The sequence below is a fragment of the Bartonella bacilliformis Ver097 genome (assembly GCF_000709795.1).
GTDB classification, from domain to species: domain Bacteria; phylum Pseudomonadota; class Alphaproteobacteria; order Rhizobiales; family Rhizobiaceae; genus Bartonella; species Bartonella bacilliformis_A.
Genome location: NZ_KL503803.1, coordinates 50,411 through 65,690 on the forward strand (window position 1 = coordinate 50,411; position 15,280 = coordinate 65,690).

Sequence of the window (15,280 nt, forward strand, 5' to 3'; positions counted from 1 at the left end):
TATAATAACAGCATCTTCTAAGTTACTACGTTGGGCATTATCTATATGATTTATATGATGAGATAGAAGGACAAATTTTCTACCTTTTGAATAAAACTGTTAATTTTATCATTTTAAAGCTTAAAGTGCTATGGTAAAGAAACTTGAGATCCTGAGCATATTTAAGGAGTGTATTTATGCAATTCAAATTTACTACGTTTTTTTTAACATCAGCTTTATTGATGGGTACGAGTTTGTGGGCCATTGCTCAGGATCATGTGAAAGTTGCACAGAATGATTTGAATAGCTTAGAAGAATCTTCTGAAAAACCTGTTGATCCCTCTCATGTTATGGCAACTATTGATGGAAAGAATATTACAGCAGGGCAGTTAGATGAATTGGCACTTGAAATTAATCCTAATTTAGTCCGCATTCCTGATGAACAACGCCGTATAACAGTATTAAGGGCCTATTTGGATATGCAAGTGCTTGCTAAAGCGGCTATTCAAGAAAATATTCATAAAACAGAAGCTTATGATAAACGTATGGCTGTTATGCGCGATAATATTCTTCAGCAGCTTTATTTTAAACAGATGGTTGTTGATAAGATTACAGATGGTGATTTAAAAATTCTGTATGATAAGGAAGTTGCAGCTCTGCCAAAAGAAGATGAAGTGAAGGCGCGTCATATTTTAGTTAAAACGAAGAAAGAAGCAGAAGCGATTATTAAGCGTTTGAAAAAAGGTGAAAATTTTGAAAATATTGCCAAAAAAGATTCAACAGATGGTTCTGCTGCTGTTGGTGGTGATCTTGGTTATTTTAGTTACGGCCAAATGGTTAAACCCTTTGAGGATGCTGCATTTAGTTTGAAAGTTGGTGAATACACTAAAAATCCCGTTGAAAGCCCATTTGGTTGGCATATCATTAAGGTAGAAGATCGTCGTCTGAAGCAACCTCCTGAATTTGATGATTCTAAGGAAGTATTGCGTGCACAGATTATAAAGGATCGTTATCAGAAGCTGATCGCTGATTTGCGCAGTAAGATAGATGTAAAATATCCTGATTCTAGGGTTGCGGAACTTATGCAATCTTTTAATGAAAATGGTGAATCTCTACCGGGTTCTTCTCCTGATGAAGAAGAATAATGTATTTTTAATCTAAACTGCTTAGTTTGCTTGTTTTTTCAAAAAAACTCAGCGGTGGCATGGATTTCCATTAAACCTTATTGATTTGGATGGGAGAGCATGTAATGGCTGTAAAGGGATTATCTTTGTATCCAAAAACGATACAGGATCTTCCACCATTATCTGGTGTGCGAATAGCAACGGCTGAAGCCGGGATTAAATATAAAAATCGTATAGATCTCCTCTTTATCATTTTTGATGAACCAGCAAATGTGGCAGGTGTTTTTACGCGTTCAAAATGTCCATCTGCTTCTGTGGATCATTGTCGTGCATCCCTTTCTCATGGAGCTGCTAGAGGGATTGTTGTAAATTCTGGGAATGCAAATGCTTTTACAGGACATAAAGGAAGAACAACAACAAAAGCAATCATCAATGCTGCAGCAAATATTTTGAAAGTTAAAGAAAATGAGATTTTTTTGGCTTCTACTGGTGTTATTGGTGAGCCAATGGATGAGTCTTGTTTTTTGAATTTGTTGCCGGATATGGCAGCTATGGCAAAAGAGGGAAATTGGCTAGAAGCTGCAAAAGCTATTATGACGACAGATACATTTCCCAAATTTGCAACACGTAAATTTGATTTTGGAGGAGAGCCTGTTATCATCAATGGGATCGCAAAAGGTGCTGGTATGATCGCTCCAGATATGGCGACAATGCTTTCTTTTGTGGTGAGTGATGCAGCAATTTCTTCAGATATACTGCAATCCATGTTGTCAGAGGGGGTTCAGGGCTCTTTTAATTCAATTACTGTTGATAGCGATACGTCAACATCAGATACGTTGATGATGTTTGCAACAGGGAAAGCAAAAGGGAGCCTTCCTTGTCTGACAAGCCGATCTGATCCGCGTTATGAGGTCTTTGCAAAGCAATTAAGTGATCTTTTGAGAGAGCTTGCATTACAAGTTATCTGTGATGGTGAGGGTGCTCGCCATTTAATTGAGGTTAATGTAACAGGTGCTACAACGGATAGTGCTGCTAAGACCATTGCTTTATCAATTGCAAATTCACCACTTGTCAAAACAGCCATTGCTGGTGAAGATGCCAATTGGGGTCGGGTGGTGATGGCAGTTGGTAAAGCAGGTGTTGAAGCAGATCGTGATTTATTGACAATTTGGTTTGGTGAACATCGTGTAGCCGTAAATGGAGAACGTGATCCTGATTATAGTGAAGAGACGGTTGGTGCTTACATGAAAGGTCAACATATTACGATTCGTGTTGATATTGGTCTTGGAAGTAGTAAGGCAACGGTTTGGTCTTGTGATTTGACGAAAGAGTATGTCGAAATTAACGGCAATTACAGAAGTTAATTAATGAAAGCATAAATTCAAATATTGAGTTTCTATATGCTCTTTTAAGATATTGAATGTTTAGATTTTTCGTTTTAAGTGAGGGACGTAGAAGAAGTTAGGATTGTTGGAAATTAGTATGTGTACAAAAAGCTTGCTTCTTCTTGTTGTTGCGTGTGCATTATTAGATCAAGATAATCGGATATTGCTCGCCAAACGACCTCAGGGAAAATCACTGGCTGGTTTATGGGAGTTTCCTGGTGGAAAAATTGAGCAGGGTGAAACACCTGAAGCATCATTAATTCGTGAATTAGAGGAAGAGCTTGGCATTTACGTTCAACCAAATGATCTACATCCTTTGACATTTGCAAGTTATAGTTATGAAAAGTTTCATTTATTAATGCCATTTTATATTTGCCGTCGTTATGAGGGTATTCCTCAAGGACGAGAAGGACAAAATTTACAATGGGTTTTCATAAGCGACTTTGATCAATATTCTATGCCTGATGCAGATAAGCCGTTAGTTGAAGTATTAAAAAATTTTCTTCTTTAAATGTCTATATGCAAAAGCAAAATATTGATATGTACTTGCTGCATTCAATCTTTTCTATAAAGAAGGCTTAAGATAGACCTTTGTTTAAAAAAGATCAGTATGATTTTGATCAAAGAATTTAAGTAACTGTTTAATTTTTACTATAATTTACTCAGTATTTTTTACATTAAAATGTAATTTTATCTTTTTTAATTGGATATTAATGGATAAAAAAATCATTTTTATTATATAAATTTAATAAAATAATTATTTAGTAAAATTGTTTTAAGTATATATTACAAATTAATTTTTGTTAATAAATTATTTTATTAAAATAAAGCTTAATAATATTAGGAATAAAAAATTATGTTGAATGTTTTTATTAATTTATTTTTATTTACTATGTTTTTGTTTTTACTTTTTCAAAGTAAGAAAATAAAATTAAGCTTTGCACTGCGTGTTATAATGAGCCTTGTTATTGGCTTAATTTTTGGTAGCATTTTGCAATTTGTTTACGGAGAGAGTGAATTTATTCTATTAAAATCTGTTGAATGGTTTAATATTGTTGGAGATGGCTATATATTGTTATTGCAAATGATTGTTATGCCACTGATTTCCATCTCTATCATTTCAGCAGTAGCACATTTGCATTCTTCTTATGGTGCTAGCAAAATTAGTATAATGACAATTTCAATATTGCTCTTTACGACTAGTCTTTCAGCATTGGTTGGCATCTTAGTTGTTAACGTTTTTGGATTAACAGCAAATGGTTTAGTGGATGGAGGGGAAGATGTATCCGCTATTCTTGGGCGGCATATTGCTCAATTTGGGGATATAAGTGTGCCAAAGCTGATTTTATCGTTTATTCCTAAAAATCCATTTGCTGAGTTAGCAGGAGCTAGGCCTACATCAATCATTAGTGTAGTCATTTTTTCAGCTTTTTTAGGTGCTGCAGCTATTATTTTAAAAAAGGATGATCTAGATAAAGGGGAGCAAGCTCTTTCATTAATTCAGATTATGCAATCTTGGGTTATGCGGTTAGTGCGTATTGTGATTCATTTAACACCTTATGGTATTTTTGCTCTTATGACTAAGGTAGGGGCAACCTCAAATGTTGCAGATATTCTAAAATTATTGATTTTTTCTATTGCTTCTTATGTTGCTATTGTCCTTATGTTTGGAGTGCACGCTATTTTGCTTAGTATATCGGGCATTAATCCGTTGAGTTTTTTCAAGAAAGTTTTTCCTGTTTTGACATTTGCTTTTAGTAGTCGTTCAAGCACGGCGAGTATTCCTTTAAATATTGAAGCGCAAACACAGTGGGTAGGTGTTCCTCAGTCGATTGCAGGTTTTGCAGCGTCTCTGGGGGCAACAATTGGGCAAAATGGTTGCGCAGGCCTTTATCCAGCGATGCTTGCCACGATGATAGCACCATCTGTTGGTATTGATCCACTTGATCCCATGTGGATTATCACTCTTGTAGGTGTTGTAACATTGAGTTCCATCGGTGTTGCTGGTGTTGGTGGTGGTGCTGTTTTTGCTGCATTGATTGTTTTGCCAATTATGGGGCTTCCTGTTGCTTTAGTCGCTGTTGTTATGTCTATCGAGCCGTTAATTGATATGGGGCGTACAGCTCTTAACGTTAATGGTTCAATGTTAGCCGGAACTATGACAAGCCAGATGTTACGGGTAACGGATAAAAGCATTTTTGAAAAATAATTTGCGTCTTAAGACTTAATTTTTATTTTGTCTGTTTTTTAAAGACATCTGCAAGAGATATTTGAGCTGAGCCAGGTCGCATGGGTTTTTGTTGATTGGGATCAGGAGCCCAACCAGATAACCAGATAAAGGAGAAATGTGCACGAATACGGCCGTCAGGATCGCTAAATTGTTGCGCGTAGATTTCAGCAGCGTGAAGAAAAAAACGTTTGGATACAGGGCGTCGCGAACGATTAATAAGGGCATTTTGCATTCCCATAGCTTTAAGGTCATGCATAAGATCAAACATTGTATTATAACGTACAGTGATGTCTTCGACATCTACAACAGGCATGGCAAAACCAGCACGTTGTAGAATAGCTCCCACATCACGAATATCAGCAAAGGGATAGATTCTTGGGCTAACCCCGCCATACATTTCCATTTCAGTTTGAAAAAGACTTTTGCGTAATTCTTCTAATGTTCCAGCTCCAGCCATAACAGCAAGAAATAAGCCATCTGGTTTAAGGATATTTTTTATTTGATTGAGAACACCAGGGGTATCATTGGTTAGCTGTAGTGAGAGAAGTGAAATTATAAGATCACAATAATGTTTAGGAAAATTAAGAAATTCTCGTTGACGCAAATGAAATTTTTTACTGTGACTCTGGTAGAGTATATCAGTTTCAACCCGTTCTATAGAGTGGATTTTATTAGATTTGTTTAAAGCTTCTACAGCGAGGCCCGTATGGCTATGTAAATCTAAGGCTAGTGTAAATTGGCGATCAACAGTACTTAAACGTTTATAAAGATCTTCAACCACATAAGACAGTAAAAAATCGCTCCCTTTTTGTGCTTTTTTGAAAGCACGTTTGCGGAATTGTTCAATACACATATGATCAAAAATTAAAGGATACGACATATTGTTTAGCATATAAAATCATATATTTTAGATGGGATATTTCTTATACATGCTATATCAAGTTTATGATATAAAAGGAAAAGAAAATAGCTTTACAGAAGATTCAAAGATCATCAAGAAGTAAAATTTTAGCTTTAAAAGCATCTAAGAAATTATCTTGTATCAGGCAGTATAACAGAATAAATTAATGATGTGAATGGGAAGAGTTTCTTTAAATTATGGAGGGGTATTGGGTAAGTTTATTCAGCGCTTGATGGCTGTTGTGTATCCACCGACGTGTCCTGGCTGCAAAGTAATTGTTTCTGCTCATGGAACGATCTGTGCTGATTGTTGGAAAGATCTTCAATTTATCACAAAGCCCTATTGCCCTATTATGGGGATTCCTTTTGCTTGTGATATGGGAGATGGCTTTTTAAGTGGTGAAGCTCTTCAAACTTCTTATCCTTTTTCGCGCGTGCGTTCAGCTATTGCTCATAAAGGGTTAGCACGAACTTTAACAATAAGATTAAAATATGGTGATCGCGCGGAACTAGCACAGTTTATGGCTAATTGGATGGTGTTTGCGGGGCGTGAGATTATTGATGATTGTGATATCATTATTCCGATTCCATTGCATTTTCGTCGTTTTTTCTGGCGGCGTTATAATCAATCTGCAGAGCTTGCTCGTTATATTGCAGCAAAACAGAAAAAACAATTTAAGCCTGGTTGGCTCGTTCGTTGTCGGCATACACGTCCACAGGTTGGTTTATCTGCGAGAGAACGAAAATTTAACGTTCAGAATGCTTTTTCAGTGCCTCGTAAAATCAAAAAACGTATGAAGGGATGTTCTATCTTGCTGGTTGATGATGTTTTAACAACAGGTGTAACAGTGACCATTGCTGCTGCAACATTAAAACGTGCGGGCGCGCGACAGGTTGACGTATTAACATTTTCACGCGTATTAAAAGATATTTCTACCATACCTCATTCTTAAGAGCTGATAAAAAATTGATTATATAAAATGGAGAACATTATGAAAGAAGTAACACTTTATACGCGTCCTAATTGTCCTTATTGCACAAAAGCACGTATGTTGCTTGATAAAAAAGGCATTAAATATACAGATATTGATGCATCAACTTCGCTTCGTCAAGAAATGGTAAAGCGGGCAAATGGACGCAATACATTTCCGCAAATTTTTATAGGTGATTACCATGTCGGGGGCTGTGATGATCTTCATGCGTTAGATGCTGAGGGAAAACTCGATTCTTTACTAAACAGTGCTCAATAATTATTTGTTACAATCGTCTATTGAAATTCGTTTTACAAGAAGCACGTAATTGACATCCATATCTTTTGAACGATTCCAACTATCATTGAGTGGATTATAAGTGATGCCAAGTTCGTCAATAACCTTCAGGGAATTTGTTAAGAGTAACTTTTTAAGTTCTTGAGGCTTCAAAAATTTTTTATAATCATGCGTTCCTTTGGGAAGCCAACGTAAGATGTATTCAGCACCTACAATGGCTAATCCCCAAGATTTCCATGTACGGTTGAGTGTTGCAATAAACATAAGTCCTTGTGGTTTAAGCATTTTAGCCGTTGCTGATATGAAAAGATCAACATCAGCAACATGTTCGACAATTTCCATATTAAGGATGATGTCAAACTTTTCTCCTTCATCTGCCAGTTTTTCCGCGGTAGTAGCACGATAATCAATTGAAAGGCCGCTTTGAGTAGCGTGGATTTTTGCTACTTCAATATTGTTTTGTGCAGCATCAGCTCCTATGATGGTAGCTCCAAGACGCGCCATAGGTTCACATAATAGGCCACCTCCACAGCCAATATCAAGAATTTTTAGACCATCAAAGGGTGCAAGTGAAAAAGGATTTCGATCAAACGCTAGACAAATTTTTTCTTTAATGTAAGCAAGGCGTGTTGGATTGAATTTATGAAGTGGTCGAAATTTCCCTTGCGGATTCCACCATTCAGCAGCAATGCGCGAAAAATGATCAATTTCACTCTGATCAACTGTAGTGCGAGTTTTATTTATCATATCGCTCTCCTTTTATTTTTAATATTAAGTCAGATGGATTGTTTCTAAAGTCAAGAAAATTAGTGTGAGTGTCCTGGACTTGCGAAAGTTATAGATATTGGTTATGTCACAAAAGTGGTTTGATACGGTATAAGTCTTATTCTGACTGTCGTTTAAATAAGAAACGTAAGAGTGTTGTAAATGGCGCGTATTGTCATGAAATTTGGTGGGACATCTGTAGCAAATGTTGAACGTATTCAAAATGTTGCACGACATGTCAAAAGAGAAGTCAATGCGGGCAATGAAGTTGCTGTCGTTGTATCAGCAATGGCTGGAAAAACTAATGAGCTTGTTCAATGGACACGCGATATTTCACCGATATATGATGCTCGTGAATATGATGTAATCGTTTCTTCTGGCGAACAGGTGACGGCAGGTTTATTGGCTTTAGCGCTCCAAGAAATAGGGGTGAATGCTCGTTCGTGGCTTGGTTGGCAAATCCCGATTCGAACGGATAATGCACATGGTAGTGCACGGATTGTAGATATTAATAAATCTTTTTTGATACAAGGTTTTCAGGAAAATCAGGTAGCGGTTATTGCTGGCTTTCAAGGGATCTCTTCAGATAATCGCATCTCCACTTTGGGACGCGGTGGATCGGATACGAGCGCTGTTGCAGTGGCAGCGATTTTGCAGGCTGATCGCTGTGATATTTATACAGATGTTGATGGTGTTTATACAACTGATCCAAGAGTTGAGCCTAAAACACGCCGCTTATCAAAAGTCTCTTTTGAAGAAATGCTTGAACTGGCTTCTCTTGGAGCAAAAGTTTTGCAAGTTCGTTCTGTTGAACTTGCTATGGTTCATAAAGTTCGTACTTTCGTGCGTTCAAGTTTTGAGGATCCTGATGCTCTAGGCATGTGTGATCCAATTAATTCTTCTGGAACACTTATTTGCGATGAGGATGAGATCGTGGAACAACAGAATGTGACTGGTATTGCTTTTGCTAAAGATGAAGCGCAAATTTCTCTCCGTCGATTTTCGGATCGTCCAGGTATTTCTGCAGCAATTTTTGGTCCTTTAGCTGAAGCGCGTATCAATGTTGATATGATTGTACAGAATATTTCTGAAGATGGTTCAAAAACTGATATGACTTTTACTGTTCCATCAGCGGATGTAGAGAGGGCGGTTGCTCTTCTTAAGAAAAATCATAAAGAGATTGGATTTGATGTTATTCAGTTTGCAAGCGATCTTGCAAAAGTTTCTGTCGTTGGTATTGGAATGCGCAGCCATGCAGGTGTTGCGGCCACAGCATTTAAAGCTTTAGCTGAAAAAGGGATTAATATTAAAGCGATCACGACTTCAGAAATTAAGATTTCTGTTTTGATTGATAGTGCTTATACTGAACTTGCTGTGAGAACGTTGCATGCCGTTTATGACCTTGATAAAGGGTAAGCGTTTTTTATTTCAAATACTTTATGATGTCTTTAACATATTACAATGGATAAAATGAATATCTGCGAGGAGCAGCAGGAGAAAATATTGTGGTATTTACGCGTTCTCTAAAAAGCTGCATGGAATATGTATTTTCAGTTATGAAGTTTTTTGATTGGATTGCTTGCCAAATAACAAACAATATGATGACGAAGATTAATTCCTTTTAATATTTTTCCGCTGGCTTGATATTCATCTTCAGCGAGTCATCTATTTTTTGAAGAGATGAAATTATCTACTCTATTAGAGAGTATTTTGTGTTTGGTATAGGAATGAAGAAAAAGCTGTCTGGTTTTTCCAGACAGCCGTTCAAAGATTTGGTGCAGAAGATAGTATATCAAGGTTTGTTATGCGTTTTTTTATTGTTCTTGATATAAATAAGTCCATATCCGAGACCAGCAAGAGCAGAGAGACCAGATCCGCACAGGACGCCGATTTTTGCAGAATTGAGTTGCACAATATCTTGGAAAGCAAGCATTGAAACAAAGATAGACATTGTAAAGCCAATACCTGCTAAAAATCCAATCAATAATATACCTGTCCATGTTACGTGGGGAGGGAGGCGGCATAGACCTGATTTGACCGCTAAATAGCTAGCTACAAGGATACCAAGCGGTTTACCAATACATAGACCAATGATAATACCGAGCACAATCAAGAATGATTTATGAGAAGAAAGGTCAAAATTTGCAAAGCTAACTCCTGCATTAGCAAAGGCAAAAATTGGCATCACACCATATGCTACCCATGGATGTAGTTCTTTTTGGATGCGTATTACAGGTGCAACTATATCGCGTTGTCCTTTACGCATTTTTTTCAGTGTAGTTGAGATATGGTGTAGATCTGTGTTGGTATTTTTTTCTTGAAGAGTTTGAATTGCGTTACTCAGTGTTGTAAGGGGAGATACAAGATTACGGGTAGGGAAAACTGGAGTCATCATACCTAAAATTACACCAGCGAGTGATGGATGAATGCCTGTTACCATGAGCCCCCACCAAATAATGGCACCGGGTAAAACATAGAGCCATGCTGATGCAAAGCTGATCCATTGAAAGAAGAATACCAAAGCAATGCCTGCTGCTGCAATGGCTAAACCACTAGGATCCAGGTTAGTTGAATAGAAAAAAGCAATAATAAGAACAGCCATGATATCGTCAATAATTGCTAATGATAAGAGAATAATATGGAGATTAGAAGGAATAACTTTGCCAAGAAGAGCAAGAATACCTAAAGCAAAAGCGATATCAGTAGCTGTAGGTACAGCCCAACCGTAGATGTGTCCGCCATTGAAATTGAAGCTAAGGTAAATAATAGCAGGAATACAAACTCCGCCTATTGCAGCAACAATTGGCAAAATGGCTTGTTTGACGCTGGCAAGAGCGCCTTCATGAATTTCGCGCCGAATTTCCATCCCTGCGACAAGGAAGAAGACAGTCATAAGAATGTCATTGACCCAAAAATGTAAATCCCATGATAAGTTGAAATAGCCGAAATTAAAGCCAAGAGGTGTATGCCAGAAGGCTTCATATAAGGAAGTATATTTAGAGTTAGCAAGTATGAGTGCAATAGCTGCAGCCAATAAAAGAACCCCCCCACTCATAGCTTCAATATGAAGAAAGCGTTCAATAGCAGAAAATGCGCGATTCGTGATAAGAGAAGCACGATTAGGTAAGCGATTTGAGGATAAATCAGACATAAGATAACTCCAAATATCGACTCATTAAATATAATTTTTTGTTATAAATACTCTTTTGAGAAATGGTAGCTTTTTTAAAATTTATATAAAGAGAGCTATCAATTTTAAAATCAATAATATTTTTTAATGAGATGGTTCATTTTTTATAGTTAGATTCACTTTTCTAAGAACAGCTGGTAAATTATTTTGTAAGGCCGTTTGAAGATCATCTACTGTGAGTCCTTTGTTATCTTTTGCTGTTATTTGAATTTTTAATGTTTGCGGATTTTTAGCAAAATCACCAAGGGCTTGTGCAATATTTTCTACGTCACTATGATTTTTTAGTAATATTTTGGGGCTTTGGGTTATGATGAGATAAAAATCATCATAAAGCTCTTCTTTGAGATCATATTTGTCATCATCAAGATTTTGCGCAAGGTAAGAAAAAAGCTTATCAATGAATCCAAAATCCGTATAACGCATATCAATTTCGGTGACACCAAGATTTTGAGAAGCAGCAATGATTTTTTCTTTTTCACCGGAAAAAAGCGTTTTATCTACATCAACAATTTTAGCTGATACTTCTCCAAAACCAATGTTTTTGATGTTAAAGGATATTCCATTTAAAAGAAGCTCATGATTTTTTTCATCGTAAAAAACATTAACTTTTCCTGAAATATCAAGGTATTCAAAACCCATATCTTGGAGAAAACTTAAGTTTTTTTGTTCCGGTTTTTTAGGTGAAATTAAGAGATCATTAAGAGAAATTAGAAAGCTTTCTGGTATAGGTTGTTGCCATTGGTTTGACTTTATTTGGAACGATTTAAGTGTTGTTATTAGCTGCGGTAAGTCAATATCTACTTTATTTATTTGAGCATTGATCGAAGTGATAGCTGAAATACTTGTTCTGAGAATGGCATTTTGTGCTTCTTTTTGAGCTGCCTGATTTTTCATTTTTTTCGCGTTCAGGTAGGCTTTGATAAGTTTCTCAGGTGTTTCTTCAAGAGGTTTCATTTTTAGGTCAGATATTTTGAGTTCACCAAGAGAAAAAGAAGCATTTTTTTCTTTTCCTTTAAAGATATCGATCATTATATCTTTGAGTGCAATAGAACCAATAACGGTTTTGCTTTGATCATCAGGATTATTTTTACCGGAGATAATTGAGTAGAGATAACTGACATCGATATCATAGGCTTGTATTTTATTGTTTTGGGTGCTCAGATGTATCTGTTTTGTACTATCAAAAGAAGTTGGTGAAAAATCTGGATGGTTAAGATCAACTACATTTTTGATACTTATGGAGCGAATGTGACCATTTTTGAAACCAGAAAGCTGAAAATTCGCTATGTTAAATTTTGAAGTTGGTTTATTCGTATTTTCAGTAAAAATCAATATGTCTGAAGCGTTAATAGATGAGATGTTTACACGCATAAGCGATTGCAAAATGCGGGATGTAATTGTGACATCTTTGTTTTTCAGGGATATATTACTAATAGAAATTTGGGGGATTTGTAGATGAATATCATTGTATTTTAAATCAACATCATAAAGTGTAAAAGTGCCAGGAATAAAAGCGATAGGAGGGCGACCTGAAATAGCACCAACCTTAAGAGATACGTTTTCTGGGGTTGGTAAAGTGACATTGGTCAGATTAACTTTTCCTATAATACTGACTTCGGATTTTTCTGCATTGATGGAATGGCGAGCGATCTCATTTTTTACAAAGCTATCGAGGTGGGGTTTTGCCATATAAAAAACACCGATAACTATGATGGCAAAAATTGTAACAAATCCAACAATACAGGTTAGCCAGTATTTATAGTTGTATTGATATTTATCATGAAAATTGACCATTATTTTTCTTTCGATGTTATAACTACATGTGTAGAGTAAGATAAGTTTCTTTTAAAAAACTATAGAGGCTTAGATATGGCACGCAAATGAGATATTTGTCTGTCTCCTTTTGCAGGTAGAATAACTACATTTTTTGCAACAAATTTCTATCAACTGTTACCAATCTTTTCTAGTTTCTGTATGTACAAAAAAATATAATAACAGAAAAAATTATACTGACCATAATCTTAATTATTTGCTATATAAGCTCATTATCTGGAGAGCTATCATATCTTCAATGATTGACAGAGAGTTGTGTATCTTTTTATGGAGTAAGATACTAAAATTGCATATTTATCGAGAGATTATGTAAAGGTTTTAAATGAGCGTTATTGTAAAAAGTCCGTATATGAGGATATATGTTGATTTTGAGTTAATTTACTAATTTTAGGATTTTAATTTATTAAGGATATCATTTTAATCTATTATGCGTAAAATGCAGAAGTTAAACTTTTTCCAAGGTAAGATATATGTCGTACGATAGTTTTATTCATGAAGTCAATGAAGAGTTTCGTCAGGAGAAGGTCTATGCTTTTTTGAAACGTTACGGTTTTTTGGTTATTGTTGCAGCTATCATTTTTATATTAGCGATAGTTGGTTATCAAATTTACAGCCATAAGAAAATGAATGAGGCTAGAAATATTGGTGATACATTTATAAAAAGTCTTAGTTTAGCGGACTCACATGATTTTGATCAGGCGATGAATCAGTTAAAGCTTGTTAAAGCATCTAATTTTGCAGGTTATCCTTTTCTTGCTCGTTTGCGTGAAGCTTCTTTATTAAGTGAACAAGGTGATGCTGTTCGAGCAGTAGAAATGTTTGACACGGTTGCATTTGATGAAAAGGCACCGCAGATTTTGCAGAAAGTAGCAAAAATTCGGGCAGCTTATATTTTGGTTGATATAGGCACATTGGATGATGTTAAAAAACGTGTTCAGGATATAGCAAATGATATTGATCCTATGCGCATATCTGCAAGAGAGGCTTTGGGCCTTGCTGCTTACAAAGCTGATAAGATGGATGAAGCTATTTATTATTTTCAAAAAATTTCTGAAGAAGGTAATTTAGGGATAAAAATAGTTGAGCGAGCAAAAATTATGCTTGAACTCATTCAAGCTGAAGGCAAGATGAATAAGGGATAACTTGATGAGCCTTACCATTGCTATAGTGGGTCGCCCTAATGTTGGAAAGTCAACCTTATTTAATCGTCTAGTTGGAAAAAAATTAGCTCTGGTTGATGATAATCCCGGTGTTACACGTGATCGGCGTATCCATGCTGCAAGGTTCCAGGATCTGTATTTTGACGTAATTGACACGGCTGGTTTGGAAGAAGCTGAGGATCATACACTTGAAGGTCGTATGCGCTCTCAGACAAAGGTTGCTATCGATGAAGCAGATCTCATTTTGTTTGTGCTTGATGCAAAGAGTGGGATAACATCAAGTGATTTTAATTTTGCTTCTTTGGTGCGTAAATCAGAAAAACCAATTGTGCTTGTTGCTAACAAATCTGAATCAAAAGCAGCGATAGAAGGAAAATATGAAGCATGGTCATTGGGATTGGGGGAGCCTTGTGCAATATCTGCTGAGCATGGTTTAGGTCTTTCGGATCTTCGTGATGCAATTGTGGATGCTATTGGTCAAGAGAAAGCTTTTGATCATAAAAAAGAAGAAGATACGATTATACAGTCTGCGTCTGTTGGTGATCATGATGATGATCTAGAAGAAGAGGGGTGTATTTATGATGAAAGTGCACCTATTCGAATAGCCATTGTCGGTCGTCCGAATACAGGAAAATCGACACTCATTAATAGTATGTTGGGGAAGAATCGTTTATTAACAGGGCCAGAGGCAGGCGTTACGCGTGATTCTATTTCTATAGATTGGGAATGGCGTAGTCATCATATAAAACTCTTTGATACGGCAGGTTTGCGTAGAAAATCAAAAATTCAAGGAAAGTTAGAGAAGCTTTCTGTTGCAGATACTTTACGTGCAATCCGTTTTACAGAAGTTGTGGTGATCGTTTTTGATTCAACTACACCTTTTGAAAAGCAGGACCTACAAATTGTTGATCTTGTGATTCGTGAAGGACGCGTTCCTATTATTGCCTTTAATAAATGGGATCTTATTGAAAATTGTCAGGAAATATTGACTGATTTGTATGAAAAATGTGCTCGTCTTCTTCCTCAAGTTCATGGTTTGAGAGCTATCCCTTTATCAGGTCAATATGGTCAAGGAATTGATAAGCTCATGGAAAACATCACGATGATTCACCGTATATGGAATCGTCGTGTTTCTACAGGAAAACTCAACCGTTGGCTCGAAACAGTTGTAACACGTCATCCGCCACCAGCGGTTTCTGGGCGTAGACTTAAGGTTAAATATATAACGCAGATTAAGACACGCCCTCCTGGATTTATGATATCTTGTTCACGACCAGAGGTTATGCCTCAATCATATTTGCGTTATCTTTCTAATGGCTTACGCGATGCATTTGATATGCCAGGTGTCCCAATTCGATTATCGTTGCGGACATCTGATAATCCTTTTGTAGGAAGCGCAAAAAAGTGACATTTTTTTAAGTAATTTTTGATTTTTTTAAATTAACA

13 protein-coding genes are annotated in these 15,280 nt (G+C 36.3%); 9 read left to right on the top strand and 4 right to left on the bottom strand.

Annotation, left to right across the window (positions count from 1 at the left end; genetic code table 11):
* Positions 1–176 precede the first annotated feature (176 nt).
* From H710_RS02320 to H710_RS02335, 4 genes are all read left to right on the top strand, one after another.
* Positions 177–1,124, top strand: coding sequence for a peptidylprolyl isomerase (locus H710_RS02320; RefSeq protein ID WP_041849252.1), 948 nt, complete (start codon positions 177–179; stop codon positions 1,122–1,124).
* A 104-nt stretch (positions 1,125–1,228) separates the two neighbouring features.
* Complete coding sequence (argJ, locus tag H710_RS02325) at positions 1,229–2,467, top strand: bifunctional glutamate N-acetyltransferase/amino-acid acetyltransferase ArgJ (RefSeq protein WP_041849253.1); 1,239 nt, start codon at positions 1,229–1,231, stop codon at positions 2,465–2,467.
* Positions 2,468–2,585: 118 nt separating this feature from the next.
* Complete coding sequence (gene mutT, locus H710_RS02330) at positions 2,586–2,999, top strand: 8-oxo-dGTP diphosphatase MutT (protein WP_041849254.1); 414 nt, start codon at positions 2,586–2,588, stop codon at positions 2,997–2,999.
* A 342-nt stretch (positions 3,000–3,341) separates the two neighbouring features.
* Positions 3,342–4,697, top strand: a complete 1,356-nt coding sequence (locus tag H710_RS02335; protein WP_155367625.1) for an L-cystine transporter — start codon at positions 3,342–3,344, stop codon at positions 4,695–4,697.
* A 22-nt stretch (positions 4,698–4,719) separates the two neighbouring features.
* Here H710_RS02335 and H710_RS02340 read toward each other — a convergent pair whose 3' ends face one another.
* Positions 4,720–5,598 carry a methyltransferase domain-containing protein gene (locus tag H710_RS02340; RefSeq protein WP_041849256.1) on the bottom strand — a complete coding sequence of 293 codons (879 nt, stop codon included), beginning with the start codon at positions 5,596–5,598 and terminating at the stop codon, positions 4,720–4,722.
* A gap of 196 nt (positions 5,599–5,794) precedes the next feature.
* Here H710_RS02340 and H710_RS02345 point away from each other — a divergent pair, with 196 nt between their 5' ends.
* Entirely contained in the window at positions 5,795–6,571 is a 777-nt protein-coding gene (locus H710_RS02345; protein ID WP_041849257.1) for a ComF family protein, read from the top strand.
* Positions 6,572–6,610: 39 nt separating this feature from the next.
* Positions 6,611–6,868, top strand: coding sequence for a glutaredoxin 3 (gene grxC / locus H710_RS02350; RefSeq protein WP_041849258.1), 258 nt, complete (start codon positions 6,611–6,613; stop codon positions 6,866–6,868).
* Here the strand turns inward: grxC and ubiG are convergent, their stop codons facing one another.
* Positions 6,869–7,633 (bottom strand): bifunctional 2-polyprenyl-6-hydroxyphenol methylase/3-demethylubiquinol 3-O-methyltransferase UbiG, encoded by a 765-nt coding sequence (ubiG, locus tag H710_RS02355; protein ID WP_041849259.1) that lies wholly within the window; start codon positions 7,631–7,633, stop codon positions 6,869–6,871.
* Positions 7,634–7,813: 180 nt separating this feature from the next.
* On the opposite strand from ubiG, the gene H710_RS02360 reads away from it, so the two are divergent.
* Positions 7,814–9,067, top strand: coding sequence for an aspartate kinase (locus tag H710_RS02360; RefSeq protein WP_041849260.1), 1,254 nt, complete (start codon positions 7,814–7,816; stop codon positions 9,065–9,067).
* A gap of 376 nt (positions 9,068–9,443) precedes the next feature.
* Here H710_RS02360 and nhaA read toward each other — a convergent pair whose 3' ends face one another.
* Together nhaA and H710_RS02370 are read right to left on the bottom strand one after the other, a co-directional pair.
* Positions 9,444–10,802 (bottom strand): Na+/H+ antiporter NhaA, encoded by a 1,359-nt coding sequence (nhaA, locus tag H710_RS02365; protein WP_041849261.1) that lies wholly within the window; start codon positions 10,800–10,802, stop codon positions 9,444–9,446.
* Positions 10,803–10,925: 123 nt separating this feature from the next.
* Positions 10,926–12,635, bottom strand: a complete 1,710-nt coding sequence (locus tag H710_RS02370) for a hypothetical protein (RefSeq protein ID WP_041849262.1) — start codon at positions 12,633–12,635, stop codon at positions 10,926–10,928.
* Between the two features lie 509 nt (positions 12,636–13,144).
* On the opposite strand from H710_RS02370, the gene H710_RS02375 reads away from it, so the two are divergent.
* Both H710_RS02375 and der read left to right on the top strand, forming a co-directional pair.
* Positions 13,145–13,816 (top strand): tetratricopeptide repeat protein, encoded by a 672-nt coding sequence (locus H710_RS02375; protein ID WP_041849263.1) that lies wholly within the window; start codon positions 13,145–13,147, stop codon positions 13,814–13,816.
* Positions 13,817–13,820: 4 nt separating this feature from the next.
* Complete coding sequence (der, locus tag H710_RS02380) at positions 13,821–15,242, top strand: ribosome biogenesis GTPase Der (protein ID WP_041849264.1); 1,422 nt, start codon at positions 13,821–13,823, stop codon at positions 15,240–15,242.
* Positions 15,243–15,280: the final 38 nt, after the last annotated feature.